A 21,699-nucleotide genomic window follows, 5' to 3' on the forward strand; every position below is an offset into this window, starting at 1 on the left:
CTTTTAAATGCTCTTTGGTACTAAGTGAGCTACTGGAATAATCATTTCCTCCATGGAAACTCCCCCATGTTGGAAAGTGTCTTTGTAGTAATTCACGTAGTAATTGTAATTATTGGGATACGCAAAGAAATAATCTTCTACTGCAAAAACATAACTGGTAGACACATTAAATTTAGGCAATTTGGCATCTTCGGGTTTGCTCACCTCAAAAACCTTCCCACTTTCGAAGTTCAGATTTTTGCCCTGCTTGTACCTAAGGTTGGTCGTTACATTTTTGTCCCCGATAATTTTATAAGGTTTGTTTACCCTTTTGGTACCGTGGTCTGTGGTAATAATCACTTCTGCTTTGGCATCATAGATCTTTTTGATAAACTCAAACAAAGAAGAATGCTCAAACCAGCTCTTCGTAAGAGAGCGGTAAGCAGATTCATTAGGAGCCAGTTCCCTGATCATTTTCATGTCTGTACGTGCATGGGACATCATATCCACAAAATTGTAGACCAATACGTTCAGGTCATTATTGAGCATGTTGTTGAACTGCTCCAAAACAGCCTTTCCTTGATGAGCCTGAAGAATTTTATGATAGCTGTACTTGATGCTCATCCTGTTTTTATGAAGATTTTCTCCCAAAAACTCTTCTTCGTTATTGTTTTTACCTTCATCTGTATCTTCCCCTTCCCACAGGTCCGGATGAAAACGGGCCATATCCGAAGGCATCATGCCACTGAAAAGTGCATTTCTTGCATAAGCAGTAGTGGTAGGAAGAATGCTGAAATAATTACTCTCTTCTTTGGTATTGAAATATTCTGCAATCAAAGGCTTTAGTACCTCCCATTGATCCAGCCTGAGGTTGTCTATCACCAAAAGAAATAGTGTTTTGCCTGATTTCACATGTGGGAATACTTTTTCTTTGAGAAGCTTGTGGGAGAGTACAGGTGCATCTGACCTGGAATCATTCAGCCAGTCCAGGTAATTGTTTTTGATATACTTGGCAAATGAAGCATTGGCTTCCACCTTTTGGGTATCCAGCACTTCCTGCATACTTTTATTCTCTGTCTTTTCGATCTCCAGCTCCCAATATGTCAGCCTTTTGTAGATATCAGTCCACTCCTGAAATGTCGATGCATCATTACAGGCCATCGATATATTCATAAAATCCTGTCGGTAAGAAAGATTGGTTTTCTCTGTTATAAGCTGCTTATTTTGAAGAATTTTCTTCACCGAAAGCAGGATTTGATTGGGATTGATCGGCTTGATGAGGTAATCTGCAATCTTTCCTCCTATGGCATCATCCATGATATGCTCCTCTTCGGATTTGGTGATCATCACCACCGGAATCTGGGGTTTCATCATTTTGACCTGTTGCAGGGTTTCCAATCCTGTCATTCCCGGCATCATCTCATCCAAAAATATGACGTCAAAATTTTCCTCTTCTACTTTGTCTATCGCATCCACTCCACTATTTACAGTAGAGATTTCATAGCCCTTTTGCTGAAGAAAAAGTATATGGGGCTTGAGCAGATCAATCTCGTCGTCTGCCCATAGTATTTTGAATTTTTGCATAAAATCAGGTTTATTTCTTTTAAAATTATAATTACTTTTGGAACCAATCAAATGTCCGAGACATTGAAAAGCCACAAGATTCTGAATGATCCCGTTTACGGATTTATCACCATACCGAGCGAACTCATTTTTTCTATCATTGATCACCCTTACTTCCAAAGGTTACGGCGTATCAAGCAGCTGGGTTTAACAGACTTCGTGTATCCCGGTGCTTTGCACACCCGATTCCACCATGCATTGGGAGCTATGCACCTGATGACCATTACTTTGGACAATCTCCGCAACAAAGGCAATGAAATCAGTGAAGAAGAATATGAAGCCTCTCTAATAGCCATTCTACTGCACGATGTAGGCCATGGACCTTTTTCGCATGCTTTGGAATTCAGCCTTTTGCAAAACATCCCCCATGAATCTCTTTCACTGCTCATTATTGAAGAACTCAACCGACAATTTGACGGAAAACTAGAACTGGCCCTTAAAATTTTCCGAAATCAATATGAAAGAAAATTTTTTCATCAGCTGGTATCCAGTCAGCTGGACATAGACAGACTGGATTACCTTCAGCGGGACTGTTTCTTCACCGGGGTGTCAGAAGGCACTATAGGAGCAGATAGGATCATCAAGATGATGGACATCAAAAATGACCAACTGGTAGTAGAGGAAAAAGGGCTTTACAGCATTGAAAATTTCCTTTCGGCCAGGCGATTGATGTATTGGCAGGTATACCTGCACAAGACCACCGTCTCTGCCGAAAAAATGCTTATCAACCTCATCATGAGGGGAAAAGAGATACAGCAGGGAAGGGGAAAGCTTAAAGGCACTGAAGAACTCATATACTTCCTTGAAAATGACTTTCGCTATTATGATTTTCAAAACTCCAGAGAGTTGCTGGACAGGTTCCTTACCTTGGATGACTTTGATATATGGGGAGCCATCAAACTCTGGAAAAATGAGTCAGATTATATCCTGAGGAATATTTCAGAAATGTTTCTGACAAGAAAATTATACAAAATCAGTCTCAGAAGTGAGGAGTTTGGCGTTGAAGAAATAGAAGAACTCAAAGAAAAGACGAGATCACGACTGAATATTCCTGAAGACGACCTTCATTATTTTTTCAATCACGGTTCAATCAGCAACAATGCTTACCTGAATAAGGAACGTATATTTGTATTGACTAAAAAAGGAAAAATAATAGACGTAGCACAGGCAGCAGACTTACCAAATATCAAGGCCATGAGCAAAATCGTGAAAAAACATTATGTCTGCCTGGCTAAAAACATCAGCCGATAAAGAAATTGAAAATGGAATTCTCTTTAGAACAAATCGCGGGAATACTTGGAGGAAAAGTTGAGGGCGACGGAAATCTCAAAGTCAACCGTTTGGACAAAATCCAGGAAGGAAAACCCGGAGGTATAGGTTTCCTGGCAAACGAAAAATATGAGCCACACCTGTATACCACTGAGGCGACAGCAGTGATCGTATCGGATGATTTTGAAGCAAAAAGCCCTGTACCTTGTGCCTTGATCAGGGTAAAAAATGCCTATAATGGCTTTACCACCTTATTGGAAACTTATGCCCAACTCACGAAAATGTCAAAATCAGGTGTCGAACAGCCTTCTTTTTGTGACGAAAGCAGCACCCTGGGTGAGGGCTGTTACCGAGCTGCATTTTCCTACATCGGCAAAAACTGTAAGATCGGAAATAATGTAAAAATCCATGCCCAGGTAAGCATAGGAGATGATGTCACCATTGGTGATAACTGCATCTTGTATTTCGGTGTCAAAGTCAAAAATGGAAGCAGAATAGGAAACAATTGTGAAATCCATTCCGGAGCTGTCATAGGATCTGATGGATTTGGCTTTGCCCCACAGGATGATGGCAGCTATAGAAATATCCCTCAAATTGGAAATGTGATCCTGGAAGACAATGTGAGCATAGGAGCCAACACAACCATAGACTGCGCCACCATGGGCAGCACAGTGATCCGAAAAGGGGCTAAAATAGACAATTTGGTCCAGATCGCCCATAATGTGGAAATCGGTGAAAATACAGTAATCGCCTCCCAGGCTGGAATTTCGGGATCTACAGTGATAGGCAAAAACTGTGTAATAGCAGGCCAAGTGGGAATCGTAGGTCATATCAAAATCGCTGACAACACCACCATAGGAGCAAAAACAGGCATTACAAAAAGTATTCTTAAACCAGGTCAAACTATCTTCGGATACATGGGAATGGAGATAAAAGATTTCCTCAAATCTTACTCTATATTCAAAAATCTTCCGCAGGTACAGGATAAATTAAAGGAACTGGAAAAAAAACTATAACTTTACAGGCTCATCGCCAAAGAAAAGATTGAATTATCTATGCGGGTAAAACAACACACCATCAAAAATAAAGTAACTGTTTCAGGAGTAGGACTTCACACCGGAGTAATTTCAAATTTGACTTTTTTACCTGCACCTCCCAACCACGGATTTAAGTTCCAAAGATTAGATCTGGAAGGAATGCCCATAATCGATGCTGATGTGGACAATGTCGTGGACATCTCCAGAGGAACTACTTTGGAGCAAAGTGGAGCTAGGGTTTTTACGGTCGAGCACGTACTTGCAGCTTTGGTAGGTTTGGAACTGGACAATGTCCTGATGCAACTCGACGGACCTGAACCACCGATTTTGGATGGTTCTTCCATACAATTTATAGAAGCCCTGGAAAGAGCCGGAACTGAAGAACAAAACGCCTTAAGGCGCTTTTTCGAAGTACCTGAGAGCATCACTTACAGAGACCCTTCCAGAGAAGTAGAAATAGCTGCACTGCCTTTGGACGATTATAGAGTGACCGTCATGGTAGATTACAACTCCCCAGTTTTGGGAAGTCAGCATGCCTCCATCATGGATATCAGTCAGTTTAAGTCTGAAATCGCTTCCTGCAGGACATTCTGCTTCCTTCATGAACTCGAAATGCTCTACAACCAAAACCTGATCAAAGGTGGTGACCTCAACAATGCCATTGTAGTGGTAGACCGTGTAGTTGCAGACTCCGAACTGGAAAATCTGGCCAGAATGTTCAATAAAGACAAAGTCGAAGTCAGAAAAGAAGGCATTCTCAACAATGTAGAACTTAGGTATAAAAATGAACCTGCACGGCACAAACTTCTAGATGTGGTAGGAGACTTGGCTTTAGTAGGCAGGCCACTGAAAGCCCAAATCCTGGCTGCAAGGCCCGGACATGCTGCTAATGTAGCCTTTGCCAAAAAACTCAAAAGAGCCTGGGAAAAAATCGGACCTTCCCATATTCCGCATTATGATCCCAAGCTGCCTCCTGTGATGGATATCAATCAGATCAGCAATATCCTTCCCCACAGGTATCCATTTCAGTTGCTGGACAAAATCATTTACCTGGATGAGACAGTTGTCGCAGGGGTGAAAAATGTCACCATCAACGAACCTTTTTTCATGGGACACTTTCCCAACAACCCAGTTATGCCGGGTGTACTTCAAGTGGAAGCAATGGCACAGACGGGAGGGATTTTAGTATTGAGTACCGTAGAAGATCCTGAAAATTACTGGACTTATTTTCTTGGGATTGAAAGCTGTAAGTTCAGAAAAATGGTGTTGCCTGGCGACACTTTGGTTTTTAAGTGTGAGCTGTTAGCTCCGATAAGAAGGGGAATTGCCAAAATGAAAGGCGAGGCTTTTGTTGGCAATACCTTGGTTTGTGAAGCTGTAATGACAGCCAGTATTGTAAGAAAAGAATCATGATCAGCAATTTATCCCATATAGGAAAAAATACAGTCATCGGAGAAGGGGTGCAAATCGACGCTTTCACGATGGTACATGATAATGTAGAGATCGGTGAGGGAACTTGGATAGGTTCTAATGTCACCATTTTTCCCGGTGCCAGGATCGGCAAGAACTGCAAAATTTTCCCCGGTGCCGTTATATCAGCTATCCCTCAGGACCTTAAATTCCAAGGAGAAGAATCCACAGTGGAAATAGGAGACAATACAACCATCCGTGAATGTGTCACCATCAGCCGTGGTACTCTGGACAAGCGTACCACTAAAGTCGGCAAAAACTGCCTCCTGATGGCCTATGTTCACATCGCTCATGATTGTTTTGTAGGGGACAATGTGATCATAGCCAATTCCGTACAGGTTGCAGGCCATGTCAATGTGGACGATTGGGCAATTATCGGCGGAAGCAGCGCCATACATCAGTTTGTCAAAATAGGTATGCATGCCATGATTTCAGGGGGCTCATTGGTAAGAAAAGATGTACCCCCTTTCACTAAGGCGGCAAGAGAACCGCTCAGCTATGCAGGGGTCAACAGCCTTGGCTTAAGACGCAGAGGCTTCTCAAGCGAAGCCATCAGCCACATTCAGGAGGTTTACCGCTATCTTTTCCTCAATAGCATGAACAACTCCAGGGCCTTGGAAGAAATCGAAATCAACCTGCCAGCTACCAAGGAAAGGGATGAAATCGTCAACTTCATCCGGTCTTCTGAAAGAGGGGTGATGAAAGGTTATATCAGCTAAATATGGTAGGACTGGACTTGACCGAAGCCGGAAAGCGGTTCCAGTACGAATGGATCTTCAAAGCGCTTAGTTTCCACATCCCCGCAGGGAGCAAATGTGTGGTGACTGGAAGCAATGGATCCGGAAAGTCCACCTTGCTCAAGTGCCTTTCTGCGGTTCAACCATTGACTGAAGGCAGTATCGATTATAATTTTCAAGAAAAAAAAATTAAGGAAACTGAAATCTTTGAATATTTGGCCATAAGTGCGCCTTACCTCGAACTTCCTGAAGAGTTTACCTTATCAGAATTGCTGTCTTTTCATTTCAAATTTAAAAGTCCACTCGAAGGCTTAGATCATGAAGAAATGGTAAAATTGATGTATCTGGACAACCAAAAAGACAAATACATCAGCCAGTTCAGTTCGGGAATGAAACAAAGACTGAAGCTAGGTCTTTGTCTTTTTTCTGAGGCTCCCCTCTTATTTTTGGACGAGCCAACTTCCAATCTGGATAGCAAAGGGGTAGATTGGTACTTGAAAATGATGGGCCTCTACGCCAAAGAAAAAACAGTGGTAATCTGTAGCAATGAACCAAAAGAATATGGCTTTTGTGACATACAAATACACATTGAAGATTATAAGCTCCGCCCAAAGCTTTGATTATCCTTTGGATTGATTTATTTTACCGCTTCTAAATTTCATTTATATGCAAAAGTTGATTTTTACCCTTTTCCTGACCCTTTGTGCCGGCTTTGTGTTCACCGCATGCAACAGAAACGGGGACGATGATCCTGATCCACAAAAAACTCCCGAAGAATTGGCAACAGAAGATCTCACAGGTGGAAGTTCTCAGGTCTGGGTTTTGGAAGGAGGCGGTTCAGTCGTCCGTGACGGCAGATCCGAAACTAACAATTACGCTGGATTCGAAATCACATTTGAGGCAAATCAAAGTGCACGATCCTACAGCACAGTCAACAACAATGACCTCTTTGACAGCAATGGCAACTGGTCTTTTGTAGGAGGAAACCTGGACAAAATCACCCTCGCAGGCAGCAGACCGGCATCCGGTCAGGAAATCTCATTTACAAGAACAGGAAATGACCTCAGGTTACAGTTTACCATTCCTATGCCAAGCAATGCAAGAGTGGAGGCAGTAGCCGGAAGCTATACCTTTAACTTGAAAAGAAGGAGTAATTAAGAAAATGCCTAAAGGATAAAAGTTTCTTAAAACAGCCTAAAACATAGATTTTCAAATTTATTACCTCTGGTACTTAAAAAGCCTACCCCCCTCTCCTGACCTCGACAGTCGTTTGTCCAATTTCATTTTATATAGTGAAACAACAAAAGTGACAAAAGAAAACAAAAGACTACTCCCATTCAACTTTTGTGACTTTTGTTCCCTTTTGTGGTTTATTATTTGCCTCCTGGTTGTAAAAATTGGCAGTCCATATTTAAATTGATTGCAATCATATAATGGCTTTTCTTTTCATGAAGTTTGAATCTTGGTATCCAAGTGTCAAAGTCAGGAAAGAACTTATCAACTTCTCAAAGTCACCAAAGTGACTCCTGCCCCTCCTCTGTCTGCATGCTCATCTTCAGTCTTGGCAACTGATTTCATACCTCTGAGCAGGTTCCTGGTGATTTCTCTAAGGATCCCATCACCTTTGCCATGAACTATTCTGAGGTCTTTAAGGCCTAACATATAGCCATCATCCACAAAGTTTTGTACCATGGGCAATATTTCCTCTCCTCTTTTTCCTCGAATGTCCAGATTGGGTGAAAAATCCATCATCTTGGAAGTCGTATCGTAACCTGTCCTCCTTGCATGTGATTTCTTTTCCTTTTTCATTTCAGAATTGGAAATCTTCTCCAGCCTATTGAGTTTGACTTTTGATTTGAGGTCACCTATACTGATCTCCGCTTCTTTTTTGTGCAGGGCCAATACTTCGGCTACAGCGCCATTATCCTTCAACCGTACAAAATCCCCCACTTGGATTTCCCCTCCTATCACCTTGACCTCAGGTGGAAGAGGCACCTTTTTCTCAGGCCTGACTTTGGCTTTCACCTCTTCTATTTCAGCCCTGATTTTCTTGGTGGTTTCCTTATCCGCTTTACTTTCCTTTATGGCCTTTATCGAGGATTCAATTTTTCTATTGACATCGTCAAGAAGGGCCTTTGCCTCCTCTTTTGCCTCCTGAATATATTTCTTCTTATTAATTTCCAGTGTTTCCTTCAGCTCATTGTATTCTTTGAGTCTGATTTCCAATAGCCGTTCTTTTCTCAGAGCTTCAGTGAGCAGGTGCTCGTATTTGCTCTTTTCATTTTCAAGTTTGGTCAGCATCCTGTCGTACTTCACCCTTTCTTCTCCTATATGGTCTTTGGCATATTGGATGATGTCTTTGGAAATTCCTATTTTCGAGGCAATCTCCAAAGCAAATGAACTCCCTGGTTTACCGATTTCCAATTGATACAAAGGCTCAAGCTTATCCACATCATACCGCATGGCGCCGTTGACCAGACCTTGATTTTTGGCCGCTACCTGCTTCAGGTTACCATAATGCGTGGTAATGACACCATATGCTCCACTTTTATTCAACTCCAAAAGAATCCCCTCTGCTATGGCACCTCCAAACAATGGCTCAGTACCTGTTCCGAATTCATCTATGAAAAGTATGGTTTTTTTATTGGCAAACTGGGTGAAATACTTCATGCTCATCAAGTGTGAACTGTAGGTACTTAGATCGTTTTCAATGTTTTGCTCATCCCCTATATCTATAAAAAACTGATCAAATAAGGTACACACCGAGGATTCATGGATAGGCACCAAAAGGCCACACTGCAACATGTATTGTATGATGGCGACCGTTTTAAGGGTAACTGATTTACCTCCTGCATTGGGTCCTGATATCACCAGAAGCCTTCTATTATGATCCAGGGCAATGTCCAACGGGACAATCTTCCTCCCTTGCTGCTTCAAAGCAAATTCCAGCAATGGATGTCTTGCTTTCGTCCAGTTGAGCTGCCTGACTTTCTCAATTTTGGGTCTTGCAGAATCTGTTTTAATGGCAAATTTAGCTTTGGCCCTTATGAAGTCCACCATTCCCAAGAAATGGTAGGCTCTCCTAAGTTCGGGAATGTAGGGACGGAGCTGATCGGTCAACTGAGTGAGGATCTTTTGAATCTCCCGCTTTTCCATGTACGCGAGATCCATCAGGTCATTGTTGATGTCCAGCACTTCTGCCGGTTCAAGGTAAACTGTCTGTCCTGTTGCAGATTCATCGTGGATAAAACCCTTGATTTTCCTTTTATTTTCGGCCAAAACAGGGATGACCATTCTTCCTCCCCTGATAGTAATGGAAGCATCATCCGGGGTAAAGCCCTTGCCCTTGGCTTCCCTAAAAATCCGGTCCAAAACTTTCCTTAACCTACTTTCTTCATACAGGATCTGTGAACGAATCAAAGACAATTCTTTTGAGGCATTATTACGGATTTTGCCCTTTTCATCTATGATCCTTTCTATGGATCTCAAAAGGTCATTGTTGAGATTTACAAGCCCCAGTAGCTGAAAAAGCTGCGGATATGCCTCTTCATGATCAAGGAAAAACTCAATGCACCTGCTTAGTGTACTGAGTGAAAGTTTGATTTCGTGGAATTCATCCTCATAGAGGAAAGTTCCTGCAATCTTTGCTTTCTCAAGAAAAGGATGAATGTTTGTAAAATTAGAAGAAGGGAAAAGTTCTCCTGAAAGAATGATTTTCCTGAATTCTTCCGTCTGATCAAGTAATCTCTGAACCAGATTATGGTCCTTGGAAAAGGACATTTTATCAACAAAATCAGTACCTAAGCTGCTGCTGCACTCTTCTTTTAATAATTCCCTGATTTTGCTGAAATTGATTTTTTCTTCCAGGTTATTGGGATAATTCATCTTTGGTGTTTTTTACTCCTTTTTCGATCACATGCAAGGAATCGATGGTACGTGCATACAGTCTGTCCATTTTTCTGGCATCCCTCATGTAATGTTCAAGGCTTTTGACAAAAACCGAATCCGGGACCTGATGTTTTTTAAAAACTTCCTTTTCAAACATAGGATAAAGCATTCTGGAAGAATCATAATGAATGGGAAAGGTACTGACCAAGCCTTCGGCAAGATGAATGTCTATCATTACCTCCACCATTTTGTCCTCATTGAGTACCCCTTCTGGAAGCCTTTCCCTCCCACAGGAAATAAGCACAAAAAGCAACAGAAAACTTACAGTATATATCTTCACAGCTCAAAATTAAGAATAAACCTATGAAACAACGTGTTTTCTTGTCTTTTTGATACCAAACAGACATACCCATCTGACAAATTCCCCGTTATTACAACGTTTACTCTATATCTTTCCGCATTCTTGACAATTATTAACTACCGGTAAAAGCTTATGGATTTTATAATTCAAAAGACTGCCTTAAATTAGGCATCCGAAAACCCTACGAATGAACCAACTTCTCAAAAAACTCCGCAGATACGAAATCATGATCCGGAAAGTGGCCAACAACCACCTTCAGGGTGATTACCAATCTATCTTTAAAGGTGCCGGGCTGGAATTTGATGACCTAAGACCTTACCAATATGGAGATGATGTGAGGACCATCGAGTGGAAAGTCTCTGCCAAAGGCCATGGTACTTTTGTGAAAACATTCCGTGAAGACAAAGACCAATCTGTTTATTTCTTACTCGATATTTCCGGATCCCAAGATGTGGGTGATGCATTTCGGAAAAAAATGGATGTGGGCAGGGAAATAGCAGGTGTGCTTACCTTGGCCGCTATATTCGAAGGAAGCCAGGTAGGGCTTATCTCCTATTCCAATCAAAAAGAAAAAATCATTCTTCCCGGAAAGGGGCCTAAACAAGGGGTGAAAATTATTCAGGGAATCTTCAATCACCAAAACAAATCCCTGAAAACCAACTTGAAAGAGATGTTCAATTTTTCGCTTAACCTGATCAAAAAGCGAAGCATCATCATCGTAATCTCGGATTTTATAGATGAGGATTATGAGCGCCCATTCAAAGCTCTGGCAGAAAAGCACGACTTGGTAGCCATACAGATCACAGATCCAAAGGAATCCGTATTGCCATCTCTGGGCATCATCCCGGTGTATGACAAGGAAGAAGGGCGCACCACATGGGTCAACACTGCTTTTGGTTCTTTTTCGAAAAAAATTGCAGAAACCTTTACATCCGAAAGAACTCACTTGCAGGAAATCTGTAAAAAAAACCAGATCAACTACCTCGGGGTAAGCACCAAAGAAGACATTGTACTTCCATTGATTGAATTATTTAAGAAACGTAACCGTTCAATGAAACGTGGGTAAAAGAGTATACATCATATTGACTGCTTTACTTTTGCTGGCTTTTGGCCAAAAAAGTCTTGGTCAACAGATCGAGGTAGAGGGCTATTTCCTCCAAGACTCGGCTAAAATAGGCGAAAGGGTGCCTTACATCCTAAAAGCCAGCTATGGAAAAGGGTACAATGTTGTGTTCCCTGATAGTACATATGATTATAGTCCATTTGAGCTTTTGGAGAAAAAGACCTATATCAGTCACACTGACGAAGGCATCACCATAGATTCAGCGGTGTATTATATTTCCAACTTTTCATTGGACCCCATTACCAGATTTTCCCTTCCTGTTTTTGAGGTTTTCAAGTATGACAGTCTCGTTCATACCCCAAATGAAGCCAGCCTGGCTCTTCAGCTGGTAATCGATGAGATTCCTCAGGAACTCTCCTTTCGGGAAAATAATGTCTACCAGCCTATTTCCACAGACTTTAATTACCCTCTATGGACAGCAGTTTTTGTCGGCATTTTGGTATTAGCTGGGCTCCTTACTTTCTTTTTCGGTAAATCCATCCAACGAAAATGGCAGATTTATCAGGAAAAAAGAAAGTACAAAAGATTTACAAAGAGGTGGGAAAAAGCAGAGAAAGACTTTGCAACGAACCCTGATATGGACCATGCCGACGAACTTCTCGGGCTATGGAAAACCTACATGGAGCACCTCAAAAACAAACCATTTAGGGATTGGACGACCACAGAGATTTCAGAGTTTCTTGAAAACAAAGAAATCATCAAGGATTTCAGGGAAATAGAACTGATTATCTATGCAGGAAAAGAAGGCCAGGACCTACCCAAAGCCTGCAAAAACCTCCGAGACATCTGTACCGACACCTATCACCAAAAAATAACTCAAACTGATGAGCGCCAATAGTATTGCTGATTTTTTCTCATTGTATTGGTTTTCGCCTGATACTTTCCGGTCGTTTGACTGGGAAAACCTGTGGGCATTGCACCTGCTTTGGATAGTTCCTATGCTTTTGGCATTAAGGAAATTTATCAAATTCCTAAAAAACCCCGTACTTGAGCTGTCACTCCCGGGATCAGTATCCCAAAGCAATCCATGGACTTACTTGAGACTTATTCCAGGTATGTTTTTTATGTTGGCCTTACTGATGATGGTTATCGCTCTGGCCAGACCCCAAAGAACCAACGAACGTGTGGAGCAATACACGGAAGGTATCGACATCATGCTGGTCCTGGATATTTCAGAATCTATGGATTTGCAGGATTTCAAGCCCAATCGGCTTGAAGCGGCAAAGGAAACTGCCATAGACTTTATCAACGGAAGATTCGGCGATAGGATCGGCATGGTAATATTCTCCGGTGAAGCCTATTCCTTGGCACCACTGACAACAGATTATGTGCTACTCACCGACTTGGTGAAGGACATTTCCTTCAACATGATGGATGCAAAAGGTACAGCAATTGGCTCTGCCCTGGCTGCTGGAGCAAACCGAATGAGAGAATCCGACTCACAATCCAAGGTCATGATCCTTCTAAGCGATGGGGAAAACAATGCCGGAAACATAGACCCTGTCTATGCTGCACAACTGGCAGCAGCTTTGGATATCAAAATCTATTCTATTGCAGTGGGAAAAGATGGACCTGTACCCTACGGAACGGATTTTTTTGGTAGGCCTCAGATGATTGAAAGTTATCTGGATGAAACCACACTGAGAGAAATCGCCGACATAGGAGGTGGAATGTTTTTCCGTGCATCAGATGGCAATGCCTTGGAGCAGATTTTTGACAGGATAGATGAAATGGAAAAGGCTGAAATTCTGGAAAACAGGTATAAAGAAACGGTAGATTACTACAGGGCGTACATGTTTTGGGGTCTGCTGTTCTTCTTTGCTTGGTTAGGCCTGAAGAGCACCTTCTTTAATAACTTCCTGCTGGACTGATTTTCTTCTTTACACCTTCGATTTGCGTTTCCATTGTTCTAACTTCGGATCCATGATCCTGAACCATAAAGGAGGGAACATCGCCAATATGATCATCGCAGAATATCCTTGTGGCAGCTGCGGACTGTCTTCATGATGATCCAATACCTGGTATCGCTTAAAAGCAAAGGCATGATGATCGGAATGTCTCTGAAGCTGAAAAAGGAAAAAATTGCTTACCATTTGACTGGCATTCCAGGAATGTAAAGGGCTTACCTTTTCATATCTGCCATTTGGCAATATCTTCCTTTCCATCCCATAATGCTCAATGTAATTGACTAATTCCAACAAGGTAAAACCAAGTACGCTTTGCCCCGCAAAAAACACAGGGATTTCCCACACAAATCTCCCGGCAATCACTGAAAAAATTACCGTAAAAACACTTACAAATAAAAGAGGAGCCAGCACAAACAGAATCATTTGATTTTTAGCGCTCCACAGAGAAAGACCCAGCTTGCTCAATCTTTGTTTTTCCAACTCCCAAGCAGAAAAATAACCGTCTTTGACAGACCTCCACCAAAAACTATAGAAACTCTCTCCTTTACGGCTTGTGGCAGGGTCTTCCGGAGTCGCTACCCGCACATGATGCCCTCGGTTGTGCTCAATAAAAAAATGCATGTAACAGACCGTCATCAACAAAATTTTGGAATAAGTTTGCTCCAGCTTTTCTGATTTATGACCCAATTCATGCGCTACGGTAATCCCAATTCCTCCGGTAACCAATGCCATCCCGGAAGTAAACCAAAGCCACTCTCCCACACTCAAATTATAAAAAGTCACCACATAAAAGCCCCAAATCAGAACAGCTAGTTGTACATATACCCATAAAAAAGTGACCAACCTATAAAAGTATTCTTTGGTGGCAGAAGGAATTTCGTGTTTCTCTAAATTCTCAATATCTCGCCCAATGGCATAATCCATCAAAGGTATCAGCAAGAAGACAAATACATGAATAAAAGCCAAACCAATTCCCCCAATATAGAACCCCGCCATCAATAGTGCAGGAAGGATAAAAGCTGAATAAAACCCTAATTTTCTTAAGCCTTTCATGCATTCAATTTAGAGAAAATGCCTGACTTTCCACAACATGGACACTGCAAGTCTATTCTTCTTCTACAAAGGCATCTTCGGTAATGTCTTCAAAAAGAATGTAAGTAATGTAGTAGCTAAGCGGAAGTGTAACCACGAGGCCGAAGAAAAACAAGATGGCACCAAGAAAATTCAAAGCTAGCAAAATCAACATCAGCAAGCCTATCTTCCACCACCTTACTGTAATAAGTTTTCTGCTTTCCTCTAAGGAATTCCAAAAGTCAAAGCCTCCAAATATGGCCATCAAGACCGCAAAATTATAAGCTACAGCCAAATAAATACCCGGTATCACAAAAGCAATTATACCAAGGGAAACGATGATTTGACCTATAAGCCAGATAGAAAATATAGGCATGTATAAGGAAAAACCTTTAAAAAAATCAGGATAAACCACCGGTTCTCCCCTGCTATGTTTGTTGGCTACAAAGTAAAACCCACTTAACAGAGGTGGCGATACGAATATCGAAAACAGAAAGACATAATCCCTGAAGTAAATACTGAACAGCAAAGCTGCAGAAATGATCAGCATGGTGTAAGAAGCATTCAGAAGAGGCTGGATTTTGTACATTTCCCAAGCCCGCACAAATAGATGGAGGATATCAAAATCATAGCCTCTTTCTCTGATTCTTTCTAATCTTTCTTTGACCATATTCAATTCAATCTAAAAGAAGGGCAGGATATTTCTACCCTGCCCTAATAGTGTATTATCTCTTGAATGTTATCAATTGTTTATGCTCCAAGCCGATTATTTTGTAATAGCATCCAAAATATCATGCTTGGTAATGATATGAATCTGATGGTGATCATCCCTTACCAGTACAGCCTTTTCTTTGTCTACCATGGAAGACAACACATCTAAGGTACTGTCCAGTGCGACAAATTTCATGGAATCTTCCATCACATCTGACACCACGGCATCCTTAAGGTCAGGGTTATCAATGATTTTGGAAAGCAATTTATTGTCGGTAATACTTCCTACTACATGACCATTGTCCATCACCGGAATCTGGGACACAGATTTACTGTTCATCAAGGCTATGGCATCTTTGACCTTGTCGGTCTTTTGGGATACGACCAGCTGATAGGCTCCATTTCGGGAAGCGATGATATCCCTTGCGGTTCCGAAAGACTTGTCTTCCAAGAAACCGTGGTTTCTCATCCAGTCGTCATTGTAGATTTTACCCAAGTACCTTGTGCCGTGATCGGGCAGAATGATGACCATGGTATCTCCTTCATTGAGATTCTCTTTTGCCCATTCCAAAGCACCATGTACTGCAGAGCCGCAGGACCATCCGACAAATAGACCTTCCTCTCTTGACAGACGTCTGGTCATTACTGCGGCATCTTTGTCCGTCACTTTTACAAAATGGTCAATGACAGAAAAGTCCACATTTTTTGGAAGAATATCTTCCCCAATACCTTCAGTGAGGTAGGGATATATCTCATTTTCGTCAAACTCTCCGGTTTCTTTGTATTTTTTGAATACGGAGCCATAAGTATCAATACCTACAGTGACCACATTCGGGTTTTGCTCTTTGAGGTATTTGGCAGTACCGCACATGGATCCACCTGTACCAACACCTGCTGCATAATGGGTAATTTTCCCTTCAGTACCTTCCCATATTTCAGGACCGGTGGTCTCATAATGCGCTTTAGCATTGGAGAGGTTGTCGTACTGATTGGGATAAAAAGAGTTAGGAATTTCCTGCTTGAGTTTCTTGGCTACAGAATAATAAGACCTAGGATCATCAGGTGCTACGTTGGTAGGACACACGATCACCTCTGCCCCTACAGCTTTGAGTATATCGATCTTCTCTTTGGACTGCTTGTCAGCCATGGTAAAAATACACTTGTAGCCCTTGGCAATTGCCGCCAATGCCAGGCCCATTCCGGTATTGCCACTCGTTCCTTCTATAATGGTGCCTCCGGGCTTAAGAATACCTTCTTTCTCTGCATCTTCTACCATTTTGATCGCCATCCTGTCCTTCATGGAATTTCCTGGATTGAAGTACTCCACTTTCACGAGAACTTCTCCTTTGATTCCTTTATTGACTTTGTTTAAGCGAACAAGAGGCGTATTGCCTATGGTTTCGATGATGGAATTATAAATCATATAATTTGGGTTCTATTTTCCCGCAAGTTAAGAATATTTTCAAAGCTGCTGGGAAAGGCACCCAAATTATCCAAATTTTATTCCGAATTATCCATTTACCGGATTGGCCTGTGTCTGGTATTCATCTACTAAAGCAACGGCACCATGAATGGCAGTCTCGTCCAGATTGGAAATCAAAATTTTTAGATTGGCGCTTACTGAAGGGTACCTAAAAGTACTCACCGTTTCCAGCATACTCTCCTTGAAATAAGGAAATGCTTTTCTAATTGATCCTCCTAGCACAATAGCCTCTGGAGCCATGGTGTAGAGAATATGCTTGACCAATTCTCCCAAATGATGCCCAAATTCCCTGTATGCTTTAATGGCTTCCTGATCACCTTTTTGGGCTTTTTTGAACAATGATTTTGCCTTTGATCCATATTTGGTAATGAAAAACTTACTGCTGCAATAATCCTCAAACACGCCATCCAAATAAGGGACAGAGCACCATTCTCCGGCGGCACAATTATGTCCACAATACAGATGGCTATTGGCGATAATACCTCCGCCCAACCCAGTGCCTAAGGTGATGCCGACTACGTGTTTGAATTCCTGCGCCACACCAAATCTATACTCTCCCAAAGCGAAGCAGTTGGCGTCGTTGTTGATAAATGTAGGCCTATTGAATTTTTGCTGTATAAAATCCTTTAAATAAACCTTTTTGAAAGAAGGAATATTTCCCAGGTTTAGTACAACTCCATTTTCTACATCAATCAATCCAGGTATACCAATACCAATGGCAAAAAAATCGTGATGCAGGTAGCTCTGTATAAATTCAGCAATGGTCTCCAAAATAAACTCCTGTGGCATCTGTGCCGGAGTAGGAACGGACCTGATATCCAAAAGTTGGCTACCGATAAGTACTCCCGCTTTGATGGAAGTACCTCCGATATCAAGTCCCAAAATAGGTTTTTCAGTATTGAGCATGTAGGCTTGGGTCTAAGATGGCTTTAAACCAAGAAAGAAAGGGACCAGCCCTTTCTTTTCTTGGCATAGGTTTGAGTGCAATTTACAGCATACCTTCTATTGATTTTTCCAGCTCTCTGGCATGGGCTAGAAACTCTTCCACATTCATGTCTTTGAAGAAAATAAGCCCGTGACTGGACCTTACTTTGGCAGTTTCATGTAAGTAGAAATAGTTTTTTCCCAACAAAAGTTGGATATCATTGAGTTGGCTTACCCAGACTCTCTTGGCCACCGTACTGAATTTACCGTTGTGGGAATAGCTTGGGAAAGAAGCATTGACCTGACTCAGGTAACAATTGGAAAATGAATCTTCCATGACAGACATATCTCCTAAGGAAACCGGAACGATTACATTGGCTTCATGTGGCTCAAATTTGAACCAAACATTTCTGTAACCAATAATCCTGAGTTCGCTCAGGTCCTTTTCTTCTCCCCATTGCCTTACAGCCTCAGCTGTAGCCTGTAACACCTTGTAATGGGTATCCGGTCCCGAACCTTCCGGGTCAAGGGTCAGACTGACTTTTGTCGGATTGATTTTTCGGAACATCTCCAGAATCGGCTCCACATCTCTCTTTTTGTCAGGCTGCTCTGTAAAAATGTCTCCAGTGTAGAATCCTAATCTCAGATGGTGCACGTTTTTGACCTGCACCCCGAAATGCGCCCATACCAGTTCCTCTTCAAACTCCCTGATCATACCTTTCAAGGTCTGGATTTTTGATGGGTTCTTTTCCCCATCATAGGAGTTACGAAGGATGCTGATCACGTCATTGATCGTCTCTCTGAGTTGCTGTCGGTTTTTCACCTGGTAGATAGAAACCAAAGCCCTGACCACCCTGTGGCAAAGCCCTCTTTTTTTACCATACTCGTCCTCAGCAGCAACCTTCGTAAGGTAATGGTATACATCTTTGTCGGTCTTCAACTTGTACCCAATTTCGAAGAAATCCTCATATTTGACCATCTGGATTTCCCCATCATCCAGAAGTTTCTTGGTATGTAAGAGGGTGTCAATCACAAAGGTGTTGGTAACGGCTGTAAACCCAGAAGTTAAAACAGAGAAATGGGCCTCATTGCTGTTCTCCTGAAGCTGATTGTTGATATGAGGCAATATACCTAAGGAGATGTCATCATGATGAGGCCCTGTATGAAGCAATACTTCATTATTCTCTTTTATCAAACCCCTGTTGAGCTTTTCCACCATGCTAGCCATTACCTGGTTGACTGTATTTTCGGACAGACCAGGAATGAGAGAAGCATATTTATCATTCTTAAGGTCTTCCAATTTTAATCTGTGACCATATTTTTTCAGTCTTTTGCAAAGATCCACTACAGCCCTTTCCGTTTTCTCCCAGGTCCATTCACCAGTAGTGTAGTACCTTTCTACCGAATCGGTAAGCTTCACTGCAGCACCTTTGGTCAGGTAAAAGCGGCCATTTTTAAGTTTTTGAAGTACTGTAGCCGGATAGATGTTGTCCAGCGGATTTTCAAGGCTTTCCTTTACTATCTGAGCTTTGGCTTCTCCTGCGGCTATGATGATACCCACAGCTTCAGGATTGTAGACGATGGTATCCAAACCTATCGTAATGACCAGCCTGTTGGCGGACACTTCGATCCCTCCAAGATCGCCCGCAGCTACCGCCTGGGTCTCAAAATTGGTTTCTGTTAGTCTGGTTGTAGAAAAAATATGTGAACCTCTCGTATTAAAAGCAATGTGACCATCAGGGCCAATTCCGCCCAAGAAGAACCCTATACCACCAAGGTCTCTGATTCTCTGTTCATATTCCCCACACCATTTGTCTATCAGGTAAATGGATTCCTGCTGGATTTTTTCCTGGGCTGTCTTAGGCTCTCTAAATCTTAGCGACAAATCAACCTGCATGTCCGGAAATACTTCCTTGAAGTGCCTTCCTCCTGACAATGGAATCTCGTCAGAATTGATCAGGATGGCCTTTTCCTTACTAAGACCAAATCCTTCAAGGTAGAACTTGTTGACATAATGGTAAAAACTGTTGTTCTGACTGGAGGAAATAGGGTAAAACTCATCAATCTGTACAAAAGTCAATCCACTCAAAACAGGCTTTTTGACATTGGCAAGGTTATATTTTTCCCTGATTTCTTTCCCTTTTTTGGTATCCCAGTTTTCCAATAGGTACTGAGACCACTTGATAAAATACTCAGGTGTCTTACCTGTAGGAAGACTGATCACTCCGTTGGGATTATTGGCCGCCCATTCCAAAAATCTACAGGCAGTGATCAACCCCAACTTAGGGAAGTTATCTACCAATAGATATGGAATTTTTGTGCTGATTTTTTGAACTCCTGACTCTTCCAGAAATGCCTTTTCAACTTCTGACAAAGGATAATTACTGAGCATAGTATGGTTTTTTTAATGGTTTCTCTTGGGTCTCTCCCGTACTTCTTCAATCATCTTTCAGACAGACGGGGCAGATAATAATTTGGTAACAATTCATTCATATAAAATAAAACTACAGCCGTATCGATTAAGCTTCATTTAACTTCCATCGATTTATACTTTACTGAATGTCCTATTTTTTTACAAAATAAAAAAACTTTTTATTTAAATCATAGACTTTAATAAAAAATTTAAAAAAGATTAAGAATCTTATCTAAAATATATTTTTGGTGAATTCTATCTTAATCTTTAGCTGAAAGTCCGTGATCACTTTAAAAATTTCTACTAAAGTTACCATCTGTACCTTGGTCAGTTCCTTGATTGCCACAAAATTGACCGGCTGCTGGCCTAGTCGGATGATAGAAAGAGATTGCTTTTCCAATCTCAAACCCATAAGGTAATAGTATGCATGACCCAACTCTCTGCTTTCTTTGACTGTAAATGCCCCCACTTCCTGAAGCATTTCAATTCTCTTTCCGGTGTTGGTTTCAAAAATCCGGTGCTTTAAAGCATAAAGCCTGGCAAGATCCACTATAGGGGTCATGGCATGCTTGATATTAAAATGCTCTTCTCCATCAATCTTAAAAGTTTTGATGTGTTTTCTGAAAAAGGTCAGTGACGGCTCATATTGGAGGGCATTGGTACCCAGATTGATAAAAAACTTCTCTGTGGGGTTTTCCAGTTGAACATGCATAAAATCTTTCAACTCATCCAAAAGACTGAACTCTCCATAAATGGCCCTGCAATCAAAAAAAGTAGCATACTTCATCATGGTCTCGGGAGTGGATTCTTTGATCCAGCTTTCATAATTCCGCTTCCAATGGGATAGGGAATGGGTCCATTTTGGATTTTTGGCCATAAAGCCTCCTTTACAAAACTCAAAACCAATGGTGTCAAGAGCAGTTGAAACACGATCTGCAAAAGTCAGAAAATACTCCCGCACCAATTCCCTTTGTTCATTGGCTTTGTCTTCATAGATAATAGCATTGTCCTGATCTGTAACCAAGGTCTGCTCAGATCTTCCCTCCGATCCAAGCACCATAAATACAAATTTGGCCGGTACCGGCCCCATATCTTTAATGGTATTTTCTATTACCCTCTGTGCAATGGCATCATTGATCGTGCTGATTATCCGGTTGATGACCTGGGACCTCAAGCCCTTTTCTACAAGCCGGTAAACCATATCTGGCACATGTCTCCATTTTTGGGCAAGCTCAAGTGTACTTTGTGATTGCTTGACAGATTGTATCAGGATAAATGGACCCTGATACTGGGCCGTGAGAATTTTATTTCTGCTGATCCATCCAATATATCCTTCCTTTTCCTTTACCAAAATATACCTTGTTTTGGTCTGAAACATCAGGAGCAAAGCTTCATACAAAAATGCATCCTTGGATATGCTGACGAGCTGCCTGTCCATGACTTCTCCGACCGGAATGGTGGCAGGAAGATTATTCCCCAATACCCGGTCTCTCAGGGTTATATCTGTAACAAATCCCTGGATTTCTCCATCACCTATAAATAAGCAGGAGATTTTTTCCGCGGCCATATGACGGGCCGCTTCCTGTACAGAAGTGCTTGTGGAAGTTACTTTCAGGTCCCTGGACTGTAGTTCTCCTACCCTTTGGGTAAAAAAAAGTCCGGAATTGAGATTAGGTTCTAGGCTCATGGCAAAATTCTATCAA

The 21,699-nt window shown here is 41.7% G+C and carries 18 protein-coding genes; 9 read left to right on the top strand and 9 right to left on the bottom strand.

The annotated features are described in order from the left end of the window. Positions 1-3: 3 nt before the first annotated feature. Positions 4-1,563, bottom strand: coding sequence for a T9SS response regulator signal transducer PorX (gene porX / locus EGN73_RS04700; protein ID WP_219287317.1), 1,560 nt, complete (start codon positions 1,561-1,563; stop codon positions 4-6). 51 nt (positions 1,564-1,614) lie between these two features. Here porX and EGN73_RS04705 point away from each other — a divergent pair, with 51 nt between their 5' ends. The 6 genes from EGN73_RS04705 to EGN73_RS04730 are packed head-to-tail and all read left to right on the top strand — an operon-like array spanning position 1,615 to position 7,273. After that, the gene (locus EGN73_RS04705) at positions 1,615-2,853 is read left to right on the top strand and encodes an HD domain-containing protein (RefSeq protein ID WP_219287318.1); all 1,239 of its coding nucleotides are present in this window, start codon (positions 1,615-1,617) and stop codon (positions 2,851-2,853) included. A gap of 11 nt (positions 2,854-2,864) precedes the next feature. Further along, positions 2,865-3,887, top strand: a complete 1,023-nt coding sequence (gene lpxD / locus EGN73_RS04710) for a UDP-3-O-(3-hydroxymyristoyl)glucosamine N-acyltransferase (protein ID WP_219287319.1) — start codon at positions 2,865-2,867, stop codon at positions 3,885-3,887. A 39-nt stretch (positions 3,888-3,926) separates the two neighbouring features. After that, positions 3,927-5,321, top strand: coding sequence for a bifunctional UDP-3-O-[3-hydroxymyristoyl] N-acetylglucosamine deacetylase/3-hydroxyacyl-ACP dehydratase (locus EGN73_RS04715; protein WP_219287320.1), 1,395 nt, complete (start codon positions 3,927-3,929; stop codon positions 5,319-5,321). Then, positions 5,318-6,097 (top strand): acyl-ACP--UDP-N-acetylglucosamine O-acyltransferase, encoded by a 780-nt coding sequence (gene lpxA / locus EGN73_RS04720; RefSeq protein ID WP_219287321.1) that lies wholly within the window; start codon positions 5,318-5,320, stop codon positions 6,095-6,097. The genes EGN73_RS04715 and lpxA overlap by 4 nt, the downstream gene beginning before the upstream one ends. 2 nt (positions 6,098-6,099) lie before the next feature. Beyond that, positions 6,100-6,735 (top strand): ABC transporter ATP-binding protein, encoded by a 636-nt coding sequence (locus EGN73_RS04725; protein ID WP_219287322.1) that lies wholly within the window; start codon positions 6,100-6,102, stop codon positions 6,733-6,735. A gap of 46 nt (positions 6,736-6,781) precedes the next feature. Then, positions 6,782-7,273 (top strand): hypothetical protein, encoded by a 492-nt coding sequence (locus tag EGN73_RS04730; protein WP_246611471.1) that lies wholly within the window; start codon positions 6,782-6,784, stop codon positions 7,271-7,273. Between the two features lie 339 nt (positions 7,274-7,612). On the opposite strand, the gene EGN73_RS04735 is transcribed toward EGN73_RS04730, so the two are convergent. Both EGN73_RS04735 and EGN73_RS04740 read right to left on the bottom strand, forming a co-directional pair. After that, positions 7,613-10,000: an endonuclease MutS2 gene (locus tag EGN73_RS04735; protein ID WP_219287323.1), complete on the bottom strand. Its 2,388-nt coding sequence runs from the start codon at positions 9,998-10,000 to the stop codon at positions 7,613-7,615. After that, on the bottom strand, positions 9,984-10,337 hold the full coding sequence (locus tag EGN73_RS04740; protein WP_219287629.1) for a DUF4296 domain-containing protein: 354 nt from the start codon (positions 10,335-10,337) through the stop codon (positions 9,984-9,986). Before EGN73_RS04740 ends, EGN73_RS04735 begins: the two co-directional genes overlap by 17 nt. Before the next feature lie 214 nt (positions 10,338-10,551). Here EGN73_RS04740 and EGN73_RS04745 point away from each other — a divergent pair, with 214 nt between their 5' ends. The 3 genes from EGN73_RS04745 to EGN73_RS04755 are packed head-to-tail and all read left to right on the top strand — an operon-like array spanning position 10,552 to position 13,358. After that, entirely contained in the window at positions 10,552-11,430 is an 879-nt protein-coding gene (locus tag EGN73_RS04745; RefSeq protein WP_219287324.1) for a DUF58 domain-containing protein, read from the top strand. Continuing rightward, positions 11,423-12,325, top strand: a complete 903-nt coding sequence (locus EGN73_RS04750; protein WP_343207079.1) for a hypothetical protein — start codon at positions 11,423-11,425, stop codon at positions 12,323-12,325. The genes EGN73_RS04745 and EGN73_RS04750 overlap by 8 nt, the downstream gene beginning before the upstream one ends. After that, complete coding sequence (locus EGN73_RS04755; RefSeq protein WP_219287325.1) at positions 12,312-13,358, top strand: vWA domain-containing protein; 1,047 nt, start codon at positions 12,312-12,314, stop codon at positions 13,356-13,358. Before EGN73_RS04750 ends, EGN73_RS04755 begins: the two co-directional genes overlap by 14 nt. A 9-nt stretch (positions 13,359-13,367) precedes the next feature. Here the strand turns inward: EGN73_RS04755 and EGN73_RS04760 are convergent, their stop codons facing one another. The 6 genes from EGN73_RS04760 to EGN73_RS04785 form a co-directional block, all read right to left on the bottom strand. After that, positions 13,368-14,447, bottom strand: coding sequence for an alkane 1-monooxygenase (locus EGN73_RS04760; protein WP_219287326.1), 1,080 nt, complete (start codon positions 14,445-14,447; stop codon positions 13,368-13,370). Between the two features lie 52 nt (positions 14,448-14,499). After that, positions 14,500-15,135 carry a hypothetical protein gene (locus tag EGN73_RS04765; protein ID WP_219287327.1) on the bottom strand — a complete coding sequence of 212 codons (636 nt, stop codon included), beginning with the start codon at positions 15,133-15,135 and terminating at the stop codon, positions 14,500-14,502. A gap of 96 nt (positions 15,136-15,231) precedes the next feature. Further along, positions 15,232-16,599 carry a cystathionine beta-synthase gene (locus tag EGN73_RS04770; protein WP_219287328.1) on the bottom strand — a complete coding sequence of 456 codons (1,368 nt, stop codon included), beginning with the start codon at positions 16,597-16,599 and terminating at the stop codon, positions 15,232-15,234. Positions 16,600-16,686: 87 nt separating this feature from the next. Next, positions 16,687-17,565: an ROK family protein gene (locus EGN73_RS04775; RefSeq protein WP_219287329.1), complete on the bottom strand. Its 879-nt coding sequence runs from the start codon at positions 17,563-17,565 to the stop codon at positions 16,687-16,689. 82 nt (positions 17,566-17,647) lie between these two features. Then, positions 17,648-19,975 carry a glucosamine-6-phosphate isomerase gene (locus EGN73_RS04780; RefSeq protein WP_219287330.1) on the bottom strand — a complete coding sequence of 776 codons (2,328 nt, stop codon included), beginning with the start codon at positions 19,973-19,975 and terminating at the stop codon, positions 17,648-17,650. Positions 19,976-20,228: 253 nt separating this feature from the next. Continuing rightward, a complete protein-coding gene (locus tag EGN73_RS04785; protein WP_219287331.1) occupies positions 20,229-21,683 on the bottom strand; it encodes a DUF294 nucleotidyltransferase-like domain-containing protein in 1,455 nt (484 codons plus the stop codon). Positions 21,684-21,699 lie beyond the last annotated feature (16 nt).

The sequence above is a fragment of the Arthrospiribacter ruber genome (assembly GCF_019343195.1).
GTDB lineage: Bacteria > Bacteroidota > Bacteroidia > Cytophagales > Cyclobacteriaceae > Arthrospiribacter > Arthrospiribacter ruber.

Bases quoted from the DNA above. Each gene is read 5' to 3' on its own strand.
- porX (WP_219287317.1), bottom strand. From the start codon at position 1,563: ATGCAAAAATTCAAAATACTATGGGCAGACGACGAGATTGATCTGCTC.
- EGN73_RS04705 (WP_219287318.1), top strand. From the start codon at position 1,615: ATGTCCGAGACATTGAAAAGCCACAAGATTCTGAATGATCCCGTTTAC.
- lpxD (WP_219287319.1), top strand. From the start codon at position 2,865: ATGGAATTCTCTTTAGAACAAATCGCGGGAATACTTGGAGGAAAAGTT.
- EGN73_RS04715 (WP_219287320.1), top strand. From the start codon at position 3,927: ATGCGGGTAAAACAACACACCATCAAAAATAAAGTAACTGTTTCAGGA.
- lpxA (WP_219287321.1), top strand. From the start codon at position 5,318: ATGATCAGCAATTTATCCCATATAGGAAAAAATACAGTCATCGGAGAA.
- EGN73_RS04725 (WP_219287322.1), top strand. From the start codon at position 6,100: ATGGTAGGACTGGACTTGACCGAAGCCGGAAAGCGGTTCCAGTACGAA.
- EGN73_RS04730 (WP_246611471.1), top strand. From the start codon at position 6,782: ATGCAAAAGTTGATTTTTACCCTTTTCCTGACCCTTTGTGCCGGCTTT.
- EGN73_RS04735 (WP_219287323.1), bottom strand. From the start codon at position 10,000: ATGAATTATCCCAATAACCTGGAAGAAAAAATCAATTTCAGCAAAATC.
- EGN73_RS04745 (WP_219287324.1), top strand. From the start codon at position 10,552: ATGAACCAACTTCTCAAAAAACTCCGCAGATACGAAATCATGATCCGG.
- EGN73_RS04755 (WP_219287325.1), top strand. From the start codon at position 12,312: ATGAGCGCCAATAGTATTGCTGATTTTTTCTCATTGTATTGGTTTTCG.
- EGN73_RS04760 (WP_219287326.1), bottom strand. From the start codon at position 14,447: ATGAAAGGCTTAAGAAAATTAGGGTTTTATTCAGCTTTTATCCTTCCT.
- EGN73_RS04765 (WP_219287327.1), bottom strand. From the start codon at position 15,135: ATGGTCAAAGAAAGATTAGAAAGAATCAGAGAAAGAGGCTATGATTTT.
- EGN73_RS04770 (WP_219287328.1), bottom strand. From the start codon at position 16,599: ATGATTTATAATTCCATCATCGAAACCATAGGCAATACGCCTCTTGTT.
- EGN73_RS04775 (WP_219287329.1), bottom strand. From the start codon at position 17,565: ATGCTCAATACTGAAAAACCTATTTTGGGACTTGATATCGGAGGTACT.
- EGN73_RS04780 (WP_219287330.1), bottom strand. From the start codon at position 19,975: ATGCTCAGTAATTATCCTTTGTCAGAAGTTGAAAAGGCATTTCTGGAA.
- EGN73_RS04785 (WP_219287331.1), bottom strand. From the start codon at position 21,683: ATGAGCCTAGAACCTAATCTCAATTCCGGACTTTTTTTTACCCAAAGG.